Origin of the sequence: Laedolimicola intestinihominis (genome assembly GCF_040096155.1) — a bacterium.
Taxonomy (GTDB): domain Bacteria; phylum Bacillota; class Clostridia; order Lachnospirales; family Lachnospiraceae; genus Laedolimicola; species Laedolimicola intestinihominis.
On the sequence record NZ_JBBMFE010000014.1, the window covers coordinates 19,076 to 38,265 of the forward strand.

The 19,190-nt window shown below is 48.3% G+C and carries 23 protein-coding genes; all 23 read right to left on the bottom strand.

Going from position 1 to position 19,190, the window contains the following annotated elements; translation table 11 throughout:
- Nucleotides 1–59 precede the first annotated feature (59 nt).
- On the bottom strand, nt 60–482 hold the full coding sequence (locus WMO29_RS13245; RefSeq protein ID WP_227589418.1) for a winged helix-turn-helix domain-containing protein: 423 nt from the start codon (nt 480–482) through the stop codon (nt 60–62).
- 187 nt (nt 483–669) lie between these two features.
- Nucleotides 670–3,162: an ABC transporter permease gene (locus WMO29_RS13250; RefSeq protein ID WP_349165118.1), complete on the bottom strand. Its 2,493-nt coding sequence runs from the start codon at nt 3,160–3,162 to the stop codon at nt 670–672.
- On the bottom strand, nt 3,159–3,833 hold the full coding sequence (locus tag WMO29_RS13255; protein ID WP_148336085.1) for an ABC transporter ATP-binding protein: 675 nt from the start codon (nt 3,831–3,833) through the stop codon (nt 3,159–3,161). Before WMO29_RS13255 ends, WMO29_RS13250 begins: the two co-directional genes overlap by 4 nt.
- A gap of 68 nt (nt 3,834–3,901) precedes the next feature.
- Entirely contained in the window at nt 3,902–5,002 is a 1,101-nt protein-coding gene (locus WMO29_RS13260) for a HAMP domain-containing sensor histidine kinase (RefSeq protein WP_204987124.1), read from the bottom strand.
- A complete protein-coding gene (locus WMO29_RS13265; protein ID WP_431833075.1) occupies nt 4,990–5,661 on the bottom strand; it encodes a response regulator transcription factor in 672 nt (223 codons plus the stop codon). Before WMO29_RS13265 ends, WMO29_RS13260 begins: the two co-directional genes overlap by 13 nt.
- A 271-nt stretch (nt 5,662–5,932) precedes the next feature.
- Entirely contained in the window at nt 5,933–6,589 is a 657-nt protein-coding gene (locus WMO29_RS13270) for a hypothetical protein (protein WP_227589416.1), read from the bottom strand.
- A 26-nt stretch (nt 6,590–6,615) separates the two neighbouring features.
- On the bottom strand, nt 6,616–7,323 hold the full coding sequence (locus tag WMO29_RS13275; protein WP_227589415.1) for a DUF4313 domain-containing protein: 708 nt from the start codon (nt 7,321–7,323) through the stop codon (nt 6,616–6,618).
- 128 nt (nt 7,324–7,451) lie between these two features.
- On the bottom strand, nt 7,452–7,775 hold the full coding sequence (locus tag WMO29_RS13280; RefSeq protein WP_006874331.1) for a hypothetical protein: 324 nt from the start codon (nt 7,773–7,775) through the stop codon (nt 7,452–7,454).
- Nucleotides 7,772–8,866, bottom strand: coding sequence for a DUF4313 domain-containing protein (locus tag WMO29_RS13285; RefSeq protein WP_227589414.1), 1,095 nt, complete (start codon nt 8,864–8,866; stop codon nt 7,772–7,774). Before WMO29_RS13285 ends, WMO29_RS13280 begins: the two co-directional genes overlap by 4 nt.
- A gap of 48 nt (nt 8,867–8,914) precedes the next feature.
- Nucleotides 8,915–9,514, bottom strand: a complete 600-nt coding sequence (locus tag WMO29_RS13290; RefSeq protein ID WP_227589413.1) for a hypothetical protein — start codon at nt 9,512–9,514, stop codon at nt 8,915–8,917.
- Between the two features lie 101 nt (nt 9,515–9,615).
- Complete coding sequence (locus tag WMO29_RS13295) at nt 9,616–10,845, bottom strand: ATP-binding protein (protein ID WP_331465188.1); 1,230 nt, start codon at nt 10,843–10,845, stop codon at nt 9,616–9,618.
- 118 nt (nt 10,846–10,963) lie between these two features.
- A complete protein-coding gene (locus WMO29_RS13300; protein ID WP_227589412.1) occupies nt 10,964–11,455 on the bottom strand; it encodes an adenylosuccinate lyase in 492 nt (163 codons plus the stop codon).
- Nucleotides 11,452–11,991, bottom strand: a complete 540-nt coding sequence (locus tag WMO29_RS13305; protein ID WP_003502000.1) for a hypothetical protein — start codon at nt 11,989–11,991, stop codon at nt 11,452–11,454. Before WMO29_RS13305 ends, WMO29_RS13300 begins: the two co-directional genes overlap by 4 nt.
- 175 nt (nt 11,992–12,166) lie before the next feature.
- The gene (locus WMO29_RS13310; protein WP_270224393.1) at nt 12,167–12,604 is read right to left on the bottom strand and encodes a hypothetical protein; all 438 of its coding nucleotides are present in this window, start codon (nt 12,602–12,604) and stop codon (nt 12,167–12,169) included.
- Nucleotides 12,605–12,644: 40 nt separating this feature from the next.
- Nucleotides 12,645–13,073, bottom strand: coding sequence for a DUF6809 family protein (locus WMO29_RS13315; RefSeq protein ID WP_003502005.1), 429 nt, complete (start codon nt 13,071–13,073; stop codon nt 12,645–12,647).
- Between the two features lie 35 nt (nt 13,074–13,108).
- A complete protein-coding gene (locus WMO29_RS13320) occupies nt 13,109–13,792 on the bottom strand; it encodes a YkgJ family cysteine cluster protein (RefSeq protein ID WP_003502007.1) in 684 nt (227 codons plus the stop codon).
- A 104-nt stretch (nt 13,793–13,896) separates the two neighbouring features.
- Nucleotides 13,897–14,142 (bottom strand): hypothetical protein, encoded by a 246-nt coding sequence (locus WMO29_RS13325; protein ID WP_003502009.1) that lies wholly within the window; start codon nt 14,140–14,142, stop codon nt 13,897–13,899.
- A gap of 63 nt (nt 14,143–14,205) precedes the next feature.
- Nucleotides 14,206–14,745 carry a hypothetical protein gene (locus tag WMO29_RS13330; protein ID WP_003502011.1) on the bottom strand — a complete coding sequence of 180 codons (540 nt, stop codon included), beginning with the start codon at nt 14,743–14,745 and terminating at the stop codon, nt 14,206–14,208.
- A 103-nt stretch (nt 14,746–14,848) separates the two neighbouring features.
- Nucleotides 14,849–15,682, bottom strand: a complete 834-nt coding sequence (locus WMO29_RS13335; protein WP_003499649.1) for a hypothetical protein — start codon at nt 15,680–15,682, stop codon at nt 14,849–14,851.
- A 37-nt stretch (nt 15,683–15,719) separates the two neighbouring features.
- Nucleotides 15,720–16,793 (bottom strand): DUF932 domain-containing protein, encoded by a 1,074-nt coding sequence (locus WMO29_RS13340; RefSeq protein ID WP_003499648.1) that lies wholly within the window; start codon nt 16,791–16,793, stop codon nt 15,720–15,722.
- Between the two features lie 45 nt (nt 16,794–16,838).
- Complete coding sequence (locus WMO29_RS13345) at nt 16,839–17,654, bottom strand: hypothetical protein (RefSeq protein ID WP_003499647.1); 816 nt, start codon at nt 17,652–17,654, stop codon at nt 16,839–16,841.
- A 116-nt stretch (nt 17,655–17,770) separates the two neighbouring features.
- On the bottom strand, nt 17,771–18,172 hold the full coding sequence (locus WMO29_RS13350) for a single-stranded DNA-binding protein (RefSeq protein ID WP_003499646.1): 402 nt from the start codon (nt 18,170–18,172) through the stop codon (nt 17,771–17,773).
- Nucleotides 18,173–18,465: 293 nt separating this feature from the next.
- On the bottom strand, nt 18,466–19,074 hold the full coding sequence (locus WMO29_RS13355) for a hypothetical protein (protein WP_003499645.1): 609 nt from the start codon (nt 19,072–19,074) through the stop codon (nt 18,466–18,468).
- Nucleotides 19,075–19,190: the final 116 nt, after the last annotated feature.

Below are 19,190 nucleotides of genomic sequence, written 5' to 3' on the forward strand. Positions count from 1 at the left end.
CCTTATTTTATATAAAAAGAAGCGCCGGACAGAGCCAATAAGCCTATGTCCGGCATTTCCTATATCACGGATTCAAATTTATATCCACTACCCAGTACAGTGCGAATATAGCCACTCTTTGGTGTATCCGGCGTCAACTTGCGCCGGATCTGACCGATGACACTGGCAACGGCGGTGCCGCAGTGTTCACCGTCTCTATCCCATACGGCCTCATAAATCTGGCTGGCTGAGAATACCCAGCTGGGATGACGAGCCAGATATGTAAGGACAGCAAACTCATGGTGAGTCAGAGTAACAAGTTGACCTCTGCAGGATACTGTCTGCTCCTTTAGCCGAATTTCCAGATTTTTAAAAGAAAGAATGTTGCAAGGGAGAGGAGGCGCAATATGGTTAAGCTTCGGCTCGTTTGCGATAGTTTCCATAATTTTATTGAGTATATGTTCTTCGTGGTCAGTGACGGATAATATTAAAATTTTGCCCATATTGTTCGCCTCCTTTGCTTGGGGTAAATGCGGAAAACTGTTGTGCCAGTGGCCGCCAACTGTACCAGAATCAGCACAGCAAATAGACAAAAGCTTCTTTATCCACCTGCTTTCACTGATAAGGTCATTCTAAAACCTAAATGTCCACAAAATATTAGAAAGTTCGGACAGTTCAAAAAATAGTGTTCTACTCAACCGTTTCAATCGAATCCACAATATTCATTTTTGAAATTTTCCGTAGCGGAATTGCTGTTGCCAGCAAGCAAGCTCCTACTGCCAAGAGGGTTGCTTCAAGAATGGGCATGACAGGGATTGCAACAAGCTGGATGGTGTCGCTCGTGGCCGCCTCAATGAAGATCGTACAAACATATCCCAGCACGCTTCCAATCACAGAGGCAATGATTCCGTAATATGCACCTTCCCAAAGGAAAGTTTTATAAAGGCTATCGGCACTCATTCCAATGGCCCGCTGCATACCGATTTCTGTTACTCTGGTGTGAATATTTGTGTAAACGGTATTGATGATATTAAGAATACCAATCAGGCCAACGAAAAGAATCAGCCCCCATGCCAGCATTTGAATTTGTGCAAAGCTCTCTTTTAGTTGCTGGTCGGTTTCTTCATATGACAAGAATGTTGTCCCCGGTATTCTGTTACAAAACGCCTCGATAAATGTATCAAAGTTTTCCCTGTCAGCACCCTCGTTCAGTGTAGGCAAAAACTCTGAATAGGTATCTTTTCCCGTCAGGCGTTCATAGATAGCATCATCAACGATCACTTGAACACCATTTGTGAAACCGCCATTTCCAATACCAAGATAACCGTCATAGCCATCCAAGGTTTTCAAAACATTCAGCTCCATTCCCGCAACACAGATGCTTTCTCCGGCCTCTATATTTGTAAATTCAAGAACATCTTCGCCGTAGCTCATGGGAATAGGATTCCTTACTATACAGGCGTTCCCTGATTTCAGTTGTCCAAGCTGTTCTTCTGGTAATTGATCCCCCATAAAATAATCCCAATATTCATTGTTCAATCCGACAACCTGAAAAGTTTCGCCGGGTTTCAGTTGAAATTCAAGACTGATTTCATCGAGCAGCCCATTTTCATTTTGTTCGTAAAGCGAAAATTGTATGGCGGCTACACTTTGCACAGCTTCATTTTTCCGCAAAGTGTTCAGATCATCTGTGGTAAATCCAATACTTTCATTTGTGATCTGATAATCTCCTACATGATTATCTTGCAGGGCGCTTGCAGCGTTCAGGAGAGAGGAAAACCCTTGCAGGGCAATAAAAACCGTGATACTCATAACAAGGGACAAAATTGTAATTGCAGTACGGCCTTTATTTCTCTTTAAGTTCAGGCGGGCATAATATGCTTCAAAATGATGGATTTTCTTTGTTTTACGCTTTCTGCGCCGAATTTTTAGATTTGTTCCAGACATCGCCATAATGGGAGATACCCTTGCGGCTGATCTGGCTGCTGGTAATGCTGCAAACAACGCAAACGCCAAAGTGATTGCTCCGCTTAAAACCAGTAAGGTTCCATTCAAAGAACTGTTCTCTGCTATTAGAGTTTTCAATTCAGAAGCATCCTGAACCAAGAACAATTCAGGGGAAACCAGGCCGGTAGCTGCCTCTAAAATTCCTCTGGCACTCAGGAAACCAAGAAGCATACCAATAGGAATCCCCATCAGGCACAATAGGATTACTTCAATTACAATGATCTGATAAAGCTGTCCTTTTTCGCCTCCAATAGCCCGAAGTGTTCCATATCCCTTTATCCGTTTTGATACAGATATTTTCAGAATGTTGTAAATCACAAGACCAGCAGCCAGCAAAATCAAAGTACCCACTAATATCCCTGCGACTGTCATAAAAGAGAATCCCTTATCATTAGCACCCTCGGAATTTGCAGTATAGGAAATTCCCAAGGCGTTCAAATATACAATATTATAGCTGGTATCAAGCTCATGGATATTAAATTCCTTATTGATGTCATCGACAACTGCTTGAAAATTCTTTTTATCGGCAGTCCGAATATCCACATTGTAATAAATATAAGATTCCGTTAAAAGTTGTTCAGCAGTTCCTTCCCCTACAACTCCCGTAACAGTGTCGCTTGTATATCCCAAGTAGTTATTTTTCAATATCCCTGTAAGAACAAATTCTGCTGTATAGGAATAGCTGTCCGCAATGTTGTGGCGAAGATTTTTTTGCAGTGAAAGTGTAATCTTATCTCCAATACCGCCCTCAAAGCCAAGATATTTCAGAATATCTTCAGAAAGCGCTATTTCCATCGGGGCTTCCGGCAGACGACCTTCTTCTACACTGGTACTGGATGGATAGATAGCGGCAGTATCATCCCAATATTCCATCAAACCAAGAGTAAGAGATGGGGAGAGTTCTAAACTTCCCATATAAATAGATTTGCCTACATAGGAAAGACGCTCATCCTGTTCCAGTGCATGAAGCTGCTCTGCATTCATCTGCAAAAAAGTGGCATATCGGTTTCCTCCGATAGCGATGGCCTGCTGTTCCCGCATTGCACTAAGTACGCCAATGGATTGTCCTACAATGGTTGTCATCATAGTAGACAGCACAACGGCAATCAAAATAAGAATAGAAGTGACTTTTTGGGACAGTAGTTCTTTCAATGCTAATGTACGATAAGATTTCATTTCGCTGTCACCTCCGCAAGCACACCATCTACGATCTGAAACTGGCGGTCTGCCATTCGCGCAATACGGCTGTCATGGGTAATGACAACGAGAGCTTTACCCATCTTTTTCCATACATTTTGAAGCAGTTCCATGACTTCGCCGCCGCTTTTGCTGTCCAGATTTCCCGTAGGCTCATCAGCAAAAATTACATCCGGCTTTGCAATCAAAGCGCGGGCGATGGCTACACGCTGCTGCTGGCCGCCGGATAACTCATGGGGCAGATGTTCCAAGCGGCCCTGAATGCCAAGCAGTTCTGTAAGCTGTTTCAGGTATGCTTCATCCGGTTTTTGTTTATCCAGCAAAAGAGGCATGATAATATTTTCTTTCGCCGTCAGAACCGGAAGCAGATTAAATTGCTGAAAAATAAATCCAATCCGCTTCCGGCGGAATGCCGACAACTCCTTATCGCTGTAACTGTAAATATCTTTACCATCATAGGTCAGCGAGCCGGAAGATGGCTTATCCAAGCCGGAAAGCAAATGAAGCAGGGTACTTTTTCCGCTTCCAGATGGTCCCATAATAGAAATAAAATCACTGGATACAATTTCGAGATTCGCATGATCCAAAGCCACCACTCGGTTTTCACCGTCACCATAAATCTTTGATAAATTCTTTGCCTCAATATTCATAAAAAACACTCTCCTTATTTGTGGTATAAGGAGAGTGTAAATGATAAATCTCAAAAATCGCTCAAGGATTACACGAAATGAAAAATAGCAGTTGCGGATGCACCGCCCCCAACCCTATTTTCCAAAATCAATCGGCCACCATGTTTTTCACATAAAATTCTGCTGCTGTAAAGCCCCATTCCGAAATGTGAGGAATTACTACTTGTCGTTTCAAAAGGGTTTGGCCCATTCTGCACGAGAGACAGCGGATAACCAGCACCATCATCTTCTACATTCAAGGTCATAGAATCATTTTGCAGCGTTATTTGAATAGAGATTGCTTTTTCTGCAAATCGCGCCGCATTTCCAATCAGATTTTCCGCTACGGTAAGAAATAGCCCGTGATCTATACAAACAGTTCCGCCTGATGGGACTAAAACAGAAACTTTTTTGGATAGCGCCAACAGTCGTGCTGTTTCCTGCAATTCACTCTGCAAAACGGATAGTCTGATTTCTTTTGGCTTAACAGAGAGTTGTTCCAACTTTTGAACACTGCTCATAGCTTCTACATACTGCTCAATCCGTAAAGTGTAACTTTCCAGCCGGTCTATGGTCTGTTCGTCCTGAATACCTTGCCGTAAAAGTTTTACACTTCCTTTTAATACCGTAATCGGGTTACGCAGATCATGGGAAAATGCGGCATTGAGCCGTTTGCGTTCCTCGGCCTGTTGCCACAACAGCCGATTCGATTTCAGAAGTTCACTCCGCATTTCTTCAAAGGCAGCACATAGTTGTCCCATTTCATCGTAAGACAAAATCGGCAGCGAAAAATCCAGATCATTATTCTGAATCCGCATAATGCCATTTTGCAGGCAGGAAATAGGCTGCTTCAATTTGAGATAATAAAAAAGAAAGACTGAAACAATCAATCCACCTACCGGGAAAAGAATACAGGAAAGCGTCTGCACAATATTTAGGATAGCCAAAATGCGCTGTTGTGACGCCGTAGGAGATGGCAGGGGTACGATTGAACCATCCGATAGGATTTCTACACCGCCTAAAGGATAATAGTTTTCAATGCCACGGCAAAGAAAGATAACCGCACCAAGCAGGAGAAATGCCACCGCTAAACAGGAGAGGGATAATAACAGGAAAGATTTCTTTAGTCCCATATTTTTTAGGCGTTCCACCGATACCCACACCCCCAAACTGTTTCAATGTAATTGTGCAATGTATGTGCTGCAAATTTAGCGCGTATTTTCCGGATATGCTCCATAATTGTATCGCTGTTTCCGTCCCCATCTAATCCCCACACACGCTCATAAATCCGCTCACGATCAAAAACCTGTCCTGCATTGAGGGATAAAAGTTCTACAATCTCAAACTCCCTCTTAGATAGCGGGATGTTCTGATTATTGATTGTAACTGTTCGGGCGGAATAGTCCAGTATCAATTCACCAAAGAAGCGTACTGCCGAATTATTTTGGCGTCGCTGCTCACGGCGCAAATGTGCAGCAATACGCGCCCCCAATTCATCCAAATCAAAGGGCTTGACGATATAATCATCCGCCCCGGCCTGAAATCCAATAATCTTATCGCTGGATTCAATACGAGCAGTCAAAAAAAGAATGGGACAGGCTATGTGTTCCCGTATCTTCTGGCATACAGTCAGGCCATCCATTCCAGGCATATTGATGTCTAATAAAATTAAATCTGGTTTGTAGGCTACTTTTTTGAGTGCTTCTTGGCCGCTATAAGCGGTCAGAATATCATATCGTGTTTGAAAATAACTCTGTATCATATCAACAATACCGCGTTCATCATCAACGATCAGTAATTTAGGATTCAAAATCATGCACCTCCATTCTTTATATGATATATGGTAAATCTCAAAAATCCCTCAACTTCCTTTGCTTTTGCGGATATTATAACAGGCAAATGTCTGCGAAATATTACAACGGACAGATTTTGAAAAATATATTTCTTTATAATTATATAGCAGGTTGACTTTTGCAACAAGATTTTATAAGTGTACATAAAAATAAATAACTATTTCATAGAGAAAAATGCACCGAATACAGAGTCGATAGGCATACTGTATCCGGTGCGTTGCAGACTTTTTAACCTTTCAGATAGTAATGCACATAGGCATTATAATCTCGACGCCTGGTAATCAACCGCAGCCAGATATAAAAGTGAGCAGTTTCCGAATACAAATTGAATTCGGTGGGCTCGCTGGTGGGTTGGGCGTACCCTCGGCAGAACCGTGTCAAGGTGTCCAAATTCCGAAACTCCGGCAGTTGGAACAGCGCATTCTGGAAAGCATCAATTTCATGGGCAGCTTCCAGAATGGGCGCGCTCTTTTGGCACTGATGCCAAGTGGTCCACCATTTCCATCCATCATAATCAGAACGGGAATAGGCTATCTCGCTGGCAGGCCGGGAACCCTGCTGGAATAGATCTTCAAAGGTGCAGGAAGTAGTCAGCAGCGGAGCTTCAAAATCGGTCTGCTGCTGGCTCAAACCGTTTTTGACAGCTGCCCATTCTGTTAGAGGAAGTGGGCAACGGTTGGCATCACGCAGGGCTTCATCCATACCGCACGCCTCGCAGATATGGACATCTGCATAGCGGCTCAGGGCGTTGATGACCAGCCGGTGGTCCAGTGGCTGCCCACATCGAAGACACAGGGGTGGTTGCTCCGCTTCTGGGGTAAACAGCAGTTTGTCCTGCTGCCATACGGTTTCCAACATGGATTTGGGATAGATATGGATCTTCATGATGATGTCCTCCTAATTTTATTCCTTTAATATTCGTACCGTTTCCTCCGGTCTTCAGACCAGGGAGGGTAGACACGCAATTCTTCCTGAAACATGGCCATCAGCTCGGTTGCCATGTCCTCTTTACGCCGATAGATGCGCTGCTTCTCTGTACCATCTGCATAGAGGATGGTAGTTTGGAGTGCGGGACCTTTCTGCGTGAAGATGAATTTGCGGCCATGAGAAGGGTCAAATGCCTCGATCCAGAGGGGCAGGGTGGAGGAACTCCCATCCAGACACCGCCAGCCGCTGTAATCGGTGTAGCTGAATCCGTTGATTTCTCGCGCCAGTCTTCGCAGGGCAAGATACAGCCGCTCAAAGCGGCGCCCCAGCTCGCCTTTCTGCCGCCGGATGTAGAGGGTATGCCCCTCATGATCCAGGGCATCCAGTTCTTTGCCATTAAACAGGTATTCAGGGTAAAGGCAGCCATCCGATTCAAGAATTTGCCCGGTAGGTTCCGCAAGGTGATTGTCTGACAGCCAGACTGGAAAAAGTCCGTCTGCGGCTTTTATATTGATGAAAGCGCAGTGGTCGGGCCGGATTCCGGTTAAGTTGGTGGTAAGGGTTTCCCAAAAAATCAGGATGCCGTGATCCTTTTCATAAAGCTTGATGGCGAGATTGCCGTTGGGATAGGTACTGATTTTCAAAGTCAGCTGGGATCGGTATTCGCCCAGCGTAAATGCGAGAGTATTCATAAGCGTTTTCCTCCAAAGAAGCACCGGACGTCTGCAAAAATGCAGATTTCCGGTGCTTCTTAGTGTGTGTTCCGGACAAGGAAACCGGAGCAGGGAGAGGAATGCAGTTCCTCTCTGGTCATCGTCAGCTACACAGCCAAAGTTTTTGACTCGAACTGATAGCGCAGAACCTGAGCCAGCTTTGTCCTGTTTTCACAAGTAATGCGATAGGTAGGGCCATAGTTGTGCCGCTGTTCATCCATCCTTCGAATGGAAATGCTAAATCGGGTGCCCTCCTGAGTGATCCACAGACGCCTGCCCGTGGCAGCATCTTCAGCAATAATCCATAAAGGGCACTGCATGGTCATGTAGGTCTGGGGGTAAGCACGCCAGCCGCTGCGGTCATGGTAACAGAAACCGGGGGTAGTCTGCCGCCTTTCATTCAGTACATCATAAATTGCCTTATATTTCATGCGCTGCACCGCCTTTCAAAGTTTTTCAGGTAGCCTGCATACCCTTCCGGGTCCAGCTCCTGCAGCCGGTTGGCACGAAAACGATATTCAGGATAGGTGCAGAACCCACTCTGCATGGTGCGGCCGGTTGGGATAGCCAGACCATGTCGGATGAGCCAGGTGGGAAATTCCGAATCGGCATTGGTGTCGATAAAGGCATGGTCTTTTTGCCGTTGGCCGGGCAGGTTGACGGTGAGAGTCGCCCAGGGTTCCGGGTCGCCGCTTTCCCATGTCACCATTTGTATGGCAAGGTTTCCATTCAGGTAGGAAGTCACCTGCAGCTGGATGGGGTGCGTGGCGCCAAATTTCTTGTAAGGCAAGGTAACAGGTGCCGCATCGGTATCAGGTTCTTCGTCCTCCACGCCCAGTTCCCAACTAAGGGACAGAATCTGGCTCTGGCTCAGCGTGCGGGCATATTTCTTTGCGTATTTTGGCTTGAAGAGCAGGGTACCGTCCTGCAGGAGCAGCTTTCCTTCTTTTTGCTCCTGGATACAGCGCAGCCCATGCAGACGGGGCTTTGCGCGCTCCACCGCATCGTGGATCTTCGGATGGTCAAACCATATGGAATACTGTACGGCTACATGGAGATGGGGATGCTCCTGAAAGCGTGAGCATAGGAGCTCCAGCACCTGTTGACAGACTTTTTTTCGTTTCTCCAGCGTCTGACGCTCGTTAAAGGTCAGCGTGAAATATGAGAAATCCCGTTCGGATGCGTCTGCGGCGCCGTTAAAGGGATTACACCAGAAGTACAGGTCCCATCGGTCGCTGCCATAGGACACAGGGATATTTTCGTCATACTGGTAGCAGACAAAGTCCTGTGCGATAGCTTCCATGACGGGTTTCATTGCTGCGCTGCTCTCCAAACTTGCTTGGCGGATATACTGATCCCATTCTTCGCGGGTGTGGCTGTCGTAAAACTGTTTGTTGGCTGCTGCCTCTGCTTCGGTGCATAGAGACTGCAGGCGCAGGGAGTGGACATCTTCTTTGACATAGCCTTTTTCAAACCATCTGGTATCAATATTCATATGAGAACGATCTTCGTGGATTTTCATTTTGCATCCTCCTTGTGTATAGTTGCTGCATTTTTTGACGCAGTGTGGTCATTGGTCTTTCCAGTCATAGAGCAGTAGGTCATGTCCGGAAGATTTGGCTTCGGCTCTTTTGTCCCGGAAACGGTAGTTGGTAAACACAAAGCCGGTGGGCTTGTGGGTATAGCGGACAGCCAGAATGTGGAACTGACTATTTAGCCATTCAGCTGAGTCTACGGCTTCCTCAACGGTGTTCTCAAAATCGGTGGCAAAGAGCCAGTTTTCCCAGTACCAACCATGCCCAACCGTTTCTATGACATCCGGCAGGGAGAGCAGCTTTTCCCTTAGTGCTTCCTGATTCTGCAGGTGCGGATATTGTGTATGAACGGACTGCACCAGCGATTGGCGGAATTGGCAGAAAGGTACGAAGGGTTTCTTGCCTTCAAAGTTACCATTGCCGTCCAGTGCACAGACTACGCCATCTGCAATCACTTCAAAGATGAGGTCTTCCCGGATGAGACTGCCATTTTCATTCCAGTCCGGTGTAGAGCTGTACCATGCGCCGCTTTCGGTATCCCGGTTGTAGTAGCGTACCGGTTCTGCAATGGTGCAGAATACATCTATACAGAATCCGGGATCTTCAAACAGAAAAGATATTTGTCGTTTTATCATCAGGTGTTTCCTCCTAAATGAAAAAAGGACCGGCAGGCCGCTAAATGCAGTCTGTCGATCCTTTCGGTTATAAGCCGCAGGTAATGCGGCAGGGTTCCTCGTTAAATCAAAGAGATAGGCACGATCAGATTGTTCTGATCAAAAGCGCCCAACTGGTCAGCCATGCACAGGATAGCACCAGTGCCGCGCTGCAGTGGGGACTTGTCGATCAGGTCAAATACCTTCGTCAATTTCTTTGGCGGCGAGGCCATCTTTTTGATCTCGATGGGAAACAGTTTTCCGTCACGCTCCAGGATCAGGTCGATTTCTCTGGCATCCTTATCCCGGTAATAGTACAGGAATGGCTCCTGGCCGGCGTTCTGATAGGTCTTGATGATTTCCGCTACGGTATAGTTTTCCAGTAGTGCGCCGCTCATGGCTCCTTCCATGGCTGTCTCCGGACTGCTCCAACGGGTCAGGTAGCAGACAATGCCGGAGTCGTAGAAGTAGAGCTTGGGTGTGGATACGGTGCGTTTGAGGACATTATTGGAATAGGGTTCCAATAAAAAGATGATCCCCAGCGCCTCCAGAACATGAAGCCAGTTTTTGGCTGTGGTCTGGTCGATCTCCGCATCATCGGCAATGCCCTTGTAATTGACCTGCTGGGAAGTCCTGGCGGCAACAGAACGCAGGAACCGCAAAAACTTCAAGCTGTCAATGTCATTGGACAGCCGCCGCACATCCCGTTCCATGTAAGTGTCAATGTAACTGGAATAGAAGATGGAGGCATTGGAATAGGTTCCTGTGACCAGGGCAGGCATCCCGCCCTGATGGATATGCTGAAAGACCTCTGGCGTGTTCAGCATTTGGCGTCCGTTCTGCCGTTCGGACAAAAGAGGCAGCTCCAGGCTGAACGGTGGTTCAGGAGGCCGTTTCATGATCTCACTCTGGGAAAGCGGTGAGAGGTGGAGCAGAGCCACCCGGCCTGCCAGAGATTCCTGTACGCCCTCCATCATCTTGAAAAGCTGAGAACCCGTCAGCCAGAAATCGCCGGGCTGATGGCGTTCATCTACCATGATTTTGATATATGGGAACAGTTCCGGTGCGTATTGCACTTCGTCAATGAGCAGCGGCGGCTGATACAGCTGAAAGAACATCTTTGGGTCCGTCTTGGCGAGTTCCCGCAGCGTCAGATCATCCAAAGAGACCTTTTTGCGCCCCTTGCCCTCGACCTCTATCAAATGTTCCAGCATGGTAGTTTTTCCAACCTGCCTTGGGCCGGTAAGCAGAAGCACAGGATACTGTTCATTCAGCTCCATCACCGGTTTCTCCATGTGTCGGGTGATATACACAGGCGTTCCTCCTTTCTTAATTTCGGCTGATATATTATTATATACCTATTTTAGCCGAAAAAATCTGATTTTGCAAGTAGGCAGTCTGCAAAGTAAATTTCAGTAGCGATTTTAAGGGTCATTCCTGCGCAGCGGAGGGGTTGATCATTTCCTTCAGACTGGCGATATACTGCTTCCATGCCTGTCTGGATTCTTCAGCACGCTTCAACTCGGCAAGCTGTTCTTCCGGTGACAGGGCTTCAAACTCGCATTGGCGGCAGTCCCTATCAATATCCAGAAAGATGCGGTTCAGGATGGAGAGAGCCAGTTCTGTAACAGTGGGGCTGTGTTCGTCAAGTGCTTTGCGTCCCTGACGAAACAATTCCAGATAGCGCTCATATTGCTGTTCGCTGATGAATTCCCAGCCGTAGGCTTCCTGGATGTCGCTTTCGCTATGGTATTGCATAGCTGCTTCAAATTCTGCCTCGCGGTCTGCGGCTTCCTTTTCGATGTGCCGCTTGAGCTTGGCGCGGATGCGCTCCAAGTCTTTGAGCAAAAGCTTGCAGGCTTTGGCCTCCATGAGATAACCGTGTGCTTCGCTGTTTAGATATTGCTGAGATGTATTTTTCATGCGGCAGCTTCCTCCTTGGATTTGGATTGAACAAAGAGTAGGAACCCATTGCTGGTATCCTCCAGAAGCTGCCATGTACCATCCCGCCAGACGCAGGCGGTTGCATCGTTGTAGACTTCCGGCGTCTTGGGCGGGTCGTCAAAGCATTCCGGCGTCACATAAAGGCACATATGTCCCATATAGAAGGGCTGCAGAGCTGCTTCTATCTCTTTGCGCAGGGCAAGGGCGAGGGATTCGATCTCGTCAATATCCTGGCGCTGAAAGGCAGCATCTGAGATCTGTTTGAGCCGCTTGGTTTGCTTCACAGCTGCATCTATATAGGGTACGGCCTCATCAAAGTATTTGTGTTTGATCCGCATACCGTCAAATACCAGAAAGCGGGTATAGGCGGTAGCGGCTTTACAGATGTCTTGCCGCAAGGCATCAAATGGTTTTTTGTACTTGGTTTTCAGCACCTCCATGGATACGACCTGCAGATTGCGCCGCAGGGTTTCCAGATGGTTCACTAAAGTGGTGCGTAGTTCATCTCGTTCCATAGGCATCCTCCGTGGGTAACTTCCGGGCGGTTATCCGCGCCGGAAGTGGCGGCAGTGCTCATGCACATTGGCGTGGGTAAACGCAAAGCTCTTGCAGGCCAGCAATCGGTTCCGTTCTCTGGAAGATTGCCGGGCAACGTTTGCATGATACTTTTTAACAGATGTTTTTATAGGGTTATTCGAGTTCAGGTTCCCAAGGGGTATCTTCCTCATAAGGCGCAGCCTCCTTTTCATTGTCAGTGGACTTGTCGGCAGCCCGTACCGTCAGCAGAAGGGCATCTTCCCCGACATCGCTGCTGTGGGACTTTTGGGCTCGTTTTCTTTTGCATCGTTCCACGGCTTTGTCATAGTCGTAGCCGATACCAGCTTGCAGCTTGTCCGCAATTTTACGTAGCTTTTCTGCATGGTACTCATAGGTAGCACGATGGAATCCAGTCAGCTCCCACTGATCGCACACCGATTCCAGAAGCCGGACATAATCCCGCAGTGCGTTGACTGTTTTGTAGATATCGCCATAGCAGGTAGTAAAGGTATGGACGCCATCAAGATCCCGAAAGCAAAAAATCAGTTCTTCCCCCAAAAACTGTTCCAGTTGGACTGATTGTGCGATCATTGGCCGAAAAGCTTCCTGGGGCAGTTCGGGCAGTCTGTTCTCATCCATTGCTATCCTCCTCATGTTCCGGTATTGGCGGCTGTGGGCCTAAGCCTGCCGCAAACATCTGCACAGCGGTACGGTAACCAGAGGCGTATGCCTGCTCCAATACAGCAGAATTGCGGCATTGTACCGCAGTCTGATACTGTTCAAAAGCGATGGATGCCTCGTTGGAGAGCAGCGGGAGCAGAGCTTTTTCTTTCTGTTGTACTGCCTGATTAAAAGGTGTGAGGCGTTTATCAAGCTTGAACACATCTGCTTCATATTCGCCATAATAGAGCGAAGTGAGAAAGCGTGGGTCTGCCGGAAAGGATATAGCAGATGGTGCAGGGCGGGAAAGCGCCGCCGCAATATCTTTGAGTGTGTTGATCAGTGCAGGGAGCTGAACATTAAAAAATCTTTGCCCCATTGCTGTTTCGTGTAAATTCATAAAATGAGGCCCCCTTTCTAAAAGCCATTTGCCTTTTACTGTTCCCTGGCAATCCGGTGCAGGTCTGCTAACAGGTGCCGGTTATTCTGCTCATACTGAGGCTGAAAAGGCTGGTCTAAATCAAAATTGTAATAGCGGTAGTAGATCACCTTGAATACAATGCCCTGCCGCATGTCAGGGTCAATGGCGCGCATCAGTTTGCCCAGTTCGGTGGCGATCTCATATTCCCGCTTTACATATTCTTTGTCTTCCCTCTTAAAATTCTGATACAACCAGTCCTTGACGGATACCCGGCTGCCGGTAAAGTGGCTCCGGTGCCGGTCCAGACACAGGCAGTATTCAAAATCACGGCCACGCTCCCCTGGACCTACGGTAAGAGGATAGATACGGCAGGTACGGGTACGGGCAGGGTAGACGGAACAGCGCCCATCCATAAGGAAGATACAGGGGCCGTTTGGGGCTTTTGTCTTGAGCATATAGATAGGGAAGCCTTCTTCGGTCAGTGGTTCCGGTTCGCAGTAGCGGAACAGGAAATCCTCTATTCCTTCAATGGGCTCACCTTTTGTTCGGAGATAGCGAGCCAGGCGGTAGGCGTCCAGACTCTCCACCATTACACAGCCTTCGATATTGCGGCAGCACGCCCCGCATTGACGGCAGGAAAAGGTAAACTGGTCTTTGGGGCGGACTGGTTGAATTTCATTCATGATTTCTTCGTTCATTTTGTTCCTCCATAAAAAGAGCCGTGACGGAATGGTATCCGCCACGGCCAGAACTTGTGGAATAGTCAGCGGGAGCCGGCTGTTCCAATCCATTTACAGTCCCTTCACGCACATGCGGCCAATCTCACAGGGAGCGGACTGACAGCCGCCAGCGGAAAAGGGGACATGGACAGATGGTAGTGGGAGTTCTGCGTTTCAAAACGGACGCAATCCTCCGACTCCTCCAGAATCGCCACCACACGCGAAGTGTGGTAGATGTTTCCTCCGGCGTGCAGAAGCGCACCCCGCCCAACAGACAGTGGACGTAGCAGAGAACCATTCAAAACGATCTGTTTCTTTTCTTTCTTCATTCGGTTTGACCTCCAATCTTTTTGAAAATGTGGATGTAAGGGTATTTCGTATCTGTAATGGGTTTACCCATAGCAAATGTCCAACAGCACATCATGGACTTCGGCCAGAAGCTCTTTAATGCGCCGCATAGGAACCTTCTGGGTGCGGGCAATCTCACGGATACCATAGCCGCCCTGTTTCAGATGCACAATATCCATTTGCTGCTTGGATACTCTGCCGGCCAGTTCGTGGAGCAGAAGATCCATTTCCAACTGCTGCATGATTGGGTCATGGGCAGGAATGGTATCTTCTAAAGGTGCACCATCAGGATATAATCCGACATGAATACTGAGAACCTCCATATTGCGCTTGCGGCGCTCCTGGGTACGGAAGTAATCGAATAAGCAGAATTTCATTCTCCGATTAGCGATGGTGGAAAAAGTGAACTGTTGTGCGGTGAGATCAGAAAAGTAATCCCGAACGGCTTTCAGATAGCCGAAAATGACTACATCGTAAAATTCATCTTCTGGCAACCGGTTTTCGTTCAGAAACTTATAGACCAGGCTATGATGGGCGGTGGCAAATGCCTGTTGTTCTTTGGTTAATGGTACTTCACATAACATTGTATTTTCCTCCTTAAATAAAAAAAGAGGGATACCTCCGGTGTGTTCAACCGAAGGCATCCCTTTGTTCATGTGTCATGTGGCGCAGGTCACATCAAGATACTTATGCGGGCAGCTGCTCGCAGTCACCATTGATCTGGCTGACAGTATAGTGACCGTCTGCCGGCTCGTTGGTCATGGCGCCAGGCTCGATTACATAATCGCAGCCGGTGTCGCGCTGCTCCTCAGTGATTTCGGTACGCTGTTGGAGCAGGAGTTTGATCTGCTCCTTAAAACTGTTGGCGTAAGCCCGGATCTGAGCCAGTTCCTCGCCCTGGAAATCCTGCAGCAGTTTGAAGGTAGCAACACTGTAGTCATTGGTGCCGTTGTTCTCACGCTTGAGACCAATCTGCACGATGCTTCCGCAGGTGGCGCGGCAGCGGAACATAAAAGCTCGATTCAAAAAGTCTTTGAAAGGTTTGATGCTGGTGGGGGGCAGATTTATCTGCAGAGGCATGTACTCTCCACTGCGGAGCAGGTAGAGTATACGCATATTTTTGCAGGCTTTTCCCTTGCTGCCATCAGGTGCAGAACCAAAGCGGTTCATTGCGCAGGTGGCGCAGGCACCGCCGGGTGTACCGATGCCGATCTTGCCATCCGCAGAAGAACAAAGCGGCGTGGTATCGTCATCGTACTCGCTGCCGGCCGGCCAGTAGGCGCAGGTGGCGTGGCTATGCAGAATGACGCCTACCAGAGTCTTTTCATAGTCAGGATTGTCCGGATCATCGGACGGCATCTCGAACTGGAGTGTGCCGCCGGCGGGAATCTTGACACGCGGAAAGCTCATCTGCAGACCATCGGCGTCCTCGGCCAGTTCCTCGGCGCTGAAATCGCTTTCGATCATAGTGGGGAGCATGAATTTTTCCTGTTTCATCAAATCGCTGTTCTGATTATACATAGTGGTTCCTCCTTAAAAATGTGATGGTTGCAGATGGTCAGGCGGCCATCTGATTGATACGGTTCCACTGCTGCCGGGGCATGGACAGGATATTGTATCCGATCCCCTCCAGGGCAGTGGCGCGGTCATAGCTGTCCACATCCTGACTAAAGCGTGTTACGGCATTGGATAGCCCATAGAGGGTCAGATCCTTGCCTTCAATCAGACGCTGCAGAACGCCGGTGCTTTCTTCCTCGGTGATATTGAAATCCTTGCTTGCCAGACGGACAACACTGGGAATATCAGTGGTATTCATCTGGACGGTTGTGGCTTCACGCATCATGCCGACTACCCGTGTAAACCGTGTTTCATCCACGGCGGCCATCACGGTATCCTTGATCTTCATGGCAAATGCGTGGTCATCAGCGGCCAATGTCTCCTGTGAGAACAGTTGGAAGTTTTCGTCTGCCTCATTGACCCGTCCGATGTGAGTACGGCGAGTCTGGGCATCGTTGACAACCATGCCGTTACTGCATACCAGCCGATAGACCAAAGGCTGGATGTTGACGGAACCCAGTCCAACCTCACTATTGCTGATGATAACGCCGGACTGCACGATGTCACCGGGTACAACTTCGGCTTCAAGCCGCTTGTTGACTACCTTGATGTACATACGGCTGTCCGTGATCTGGCAGCTTTCAAAATAGGCGTCCTCCATTTGCTGAATGACAGGAAGGACGATTTCTGCAATGTCCAGGTTGTCAATGCGGCGATAGCGGTTGCTCAAAAACGCCCGTACAGTGCCATCCAGGGTGCGGACCATACGCTGGGTCGGTTCCCGCTGGAACCAGGAATTCACATTCTCCGCCAGCAGTTCCGGATAATCGGAAAGCATACGGTCATAGTAAGCAGCCGGAATCTTCAGATGTGTGCCGATCTGCCGATGGGCGATCTGGTTGATCTCCAGTGGCTCCACCAGTGGGTCATCGTGGTCATCAAAGGTGTGGAGATAAAGTTGAGAACCAAAAGGTTCTACTTGAAGCCGACGGGTATCAAGCAAATAGTCTTGCTTGAGTTTGGATTGGCGTTCAATCTGCTGTGCCATTTCCACGATGGTAAGTCCTGATTTCATTCGTCAAGTTCACTCCTTTCTCTGTGTTCCTTGGCAGCAGAAGCATTACCAGGACACCTGAATGCCCTGGGCAGTGACTTCAGCGGCCAGACCATTGCTTTCCAGAACCTCTGCCAGACGGGGCCAGTAGACCTTCTGGGGAAAGTTGTTCAGATGCTCCTGAGAAACAGCATCTTCGCCCTGCTCAATGCAGATATCACCGTCTTCCCGAAGCGTCAGTTTACTGTGCCCACGGGAATTAAGGTCGGAGATCAGTGCTTCCAGTACAGAGCGTCCTTGCGTTTCATACCAGATACGGGGATCAACAGGCTGCCTGTTCGGAGGTGTTGCATCATCCTCGTTAGTTTCTCCGCCGACCTTGGACAGCGGAACGATTTTGACCATATCGCATTTGATATTGGCGTTCTGATCCAGTGTCACATCGGCGTGATCAAACTCGTCAATGCCAAACACACGGATTCGGCCGGTACCGCCATTGCGGATCAGCTGCTCCGGCTGCTTTTCACACCACTCGAAGGTGGCTTGCGGATAAGCGGAGCGCAGATATGCCAGAATACGATGGTTGGTGTGGCGCACCAGAAGGTCATCGGAGTTGGTGCCGCCCAAGTCAGGAATCTCAAAACTTCGTGTTTGGATGCCTTCTGCATGGAGCTGTCTGGTGCGCTGTTGACGCTGGCGACGCCGTTGGGCCTGCTGCATATAGGGGAGAAGCAGGATCAAAACTACCCACAGTCCCCAGAGAGTGAAAACGCCCAGCAGCAGCCAGATCTGCCAGGGCCTGCGCACGAGAGCCATAATTGCGATGACCGCACCAATCAGGATCGTGATGCTGCCACTCAAAAGTCCTCTGTCATTATTCATGTTTGATACCATCCTTTTTTCTGAATTTGTTGGAAAACAAAAAAAGAGGGACCGCACCAAGCTTTCAGTTTCATTCTGAAAAACTTGATACGGTCCCTCTTAGGAGCCGAAGTAAACTACTCCGGCAGGGATTCACGGTCACCGTCCAATACCTCCGCGGGAGGCAGTGCGGGTTCCGCCGTAATGTCCGGGTCATTCTCTTGTCTGTTCGCCGCGGCGGGCTGTTTGGGGAGAAAACCGAAGTCATTTAGACTGACCTTCAGTTTCTTTTCCAATTTGCCGTCCTTCATGCGAACATCTACCAGCCGCTGTGAGCCGGCAAGCCAGATCATACTGCCTTTTTTGACCTTGAATTGCATGAGCCGGGTGACATCTGCATCCCAGGCCCACACCTGATAGAACTGCGTCCAGTTTTTGGTGCGTTCCATCAGATCAAAGCATACATAGCTTTGTTTGGACTGGCTTTCTTTGGGTACGAGGTCGTTCATGACGCGCCCGAACACAAAAATCTGTGCCATAACACTCCTTTCTGCCATTGGCATTATTATCTATATAAAAAAGTGCCAGCAGTTTTTCGACCCTAAAAGGGCGCAAAAAATCACTGACACTTGCATACAAACTTAACAGCGTGTGCAATGCAGGCTTTTGGCCTACGGTACAGATCAAAAAGACCTGTATTCCCAAATGGGATACGCACAAAAATCAATTACAGATACAGTATAGCACTGCATCTTGTGCCTGTCAAGATGTAAAACACTATATATAGATTTATAGCCAGCGACAAGTACGATATGTAGTAGTTGAAAAGGTTTTACTCTGTAAGATGGTTCATAACGCGGTAGTAGTCATCCAATAGGTAGAACTGAGTCTTTGTTGGGGATGCCGTTTGATAGTCAAAGGTCAGGCCGTATAGGCTTCCGGTGCCATCTACTCCCAGAGGACCAAACCAGCAGGACATTGTATGGCCGTTGAAATACCATAGCTGCAGGTCATTATATTCCGATTCGGTAACGAGTCCTTTGCGTGCCAGCCGAAGGGCGTCATCTTCACTGATCAAAGGATGGGACAGAAAATGGTGGTAGAGATCATCGGACATACCAAGTGCCTGCTGGTAGGTAAGCGGGTTGGGATTGTCCAGCCACCAGCGGGTCAGCGCTTCAAAGTCATGGACGACTGGGCGGGGCGTAAGGCTGCGGAATTGCTTTAGAAAAGCGATTACTGTTTCTGGAGCAGCTGGAGCTGGTATAGGTATTTCCTGTACACAGTCATTGAGAAAGGCAAACGCGATTTTTTCACCGGTTTTGTCCTCCAGCATCAGTCCGAAGCGCGACAAAGGAGCGAGCAGGAAATGCTCCAGCGCAAAGTTTTCTTCCAGAAAGCGATAGACTTTATATTGTTCGATGGTATGGGGCTTATACATAGGAAACCCTCCTTTCCTTGATCTACCCAATAAATAGGGACAGAAGGAATGTATTCTGCAAAATATAAGGAAATCAGGCGTTGGTCATTGTGATTTGCAAAATGCCCTTTAAGAAA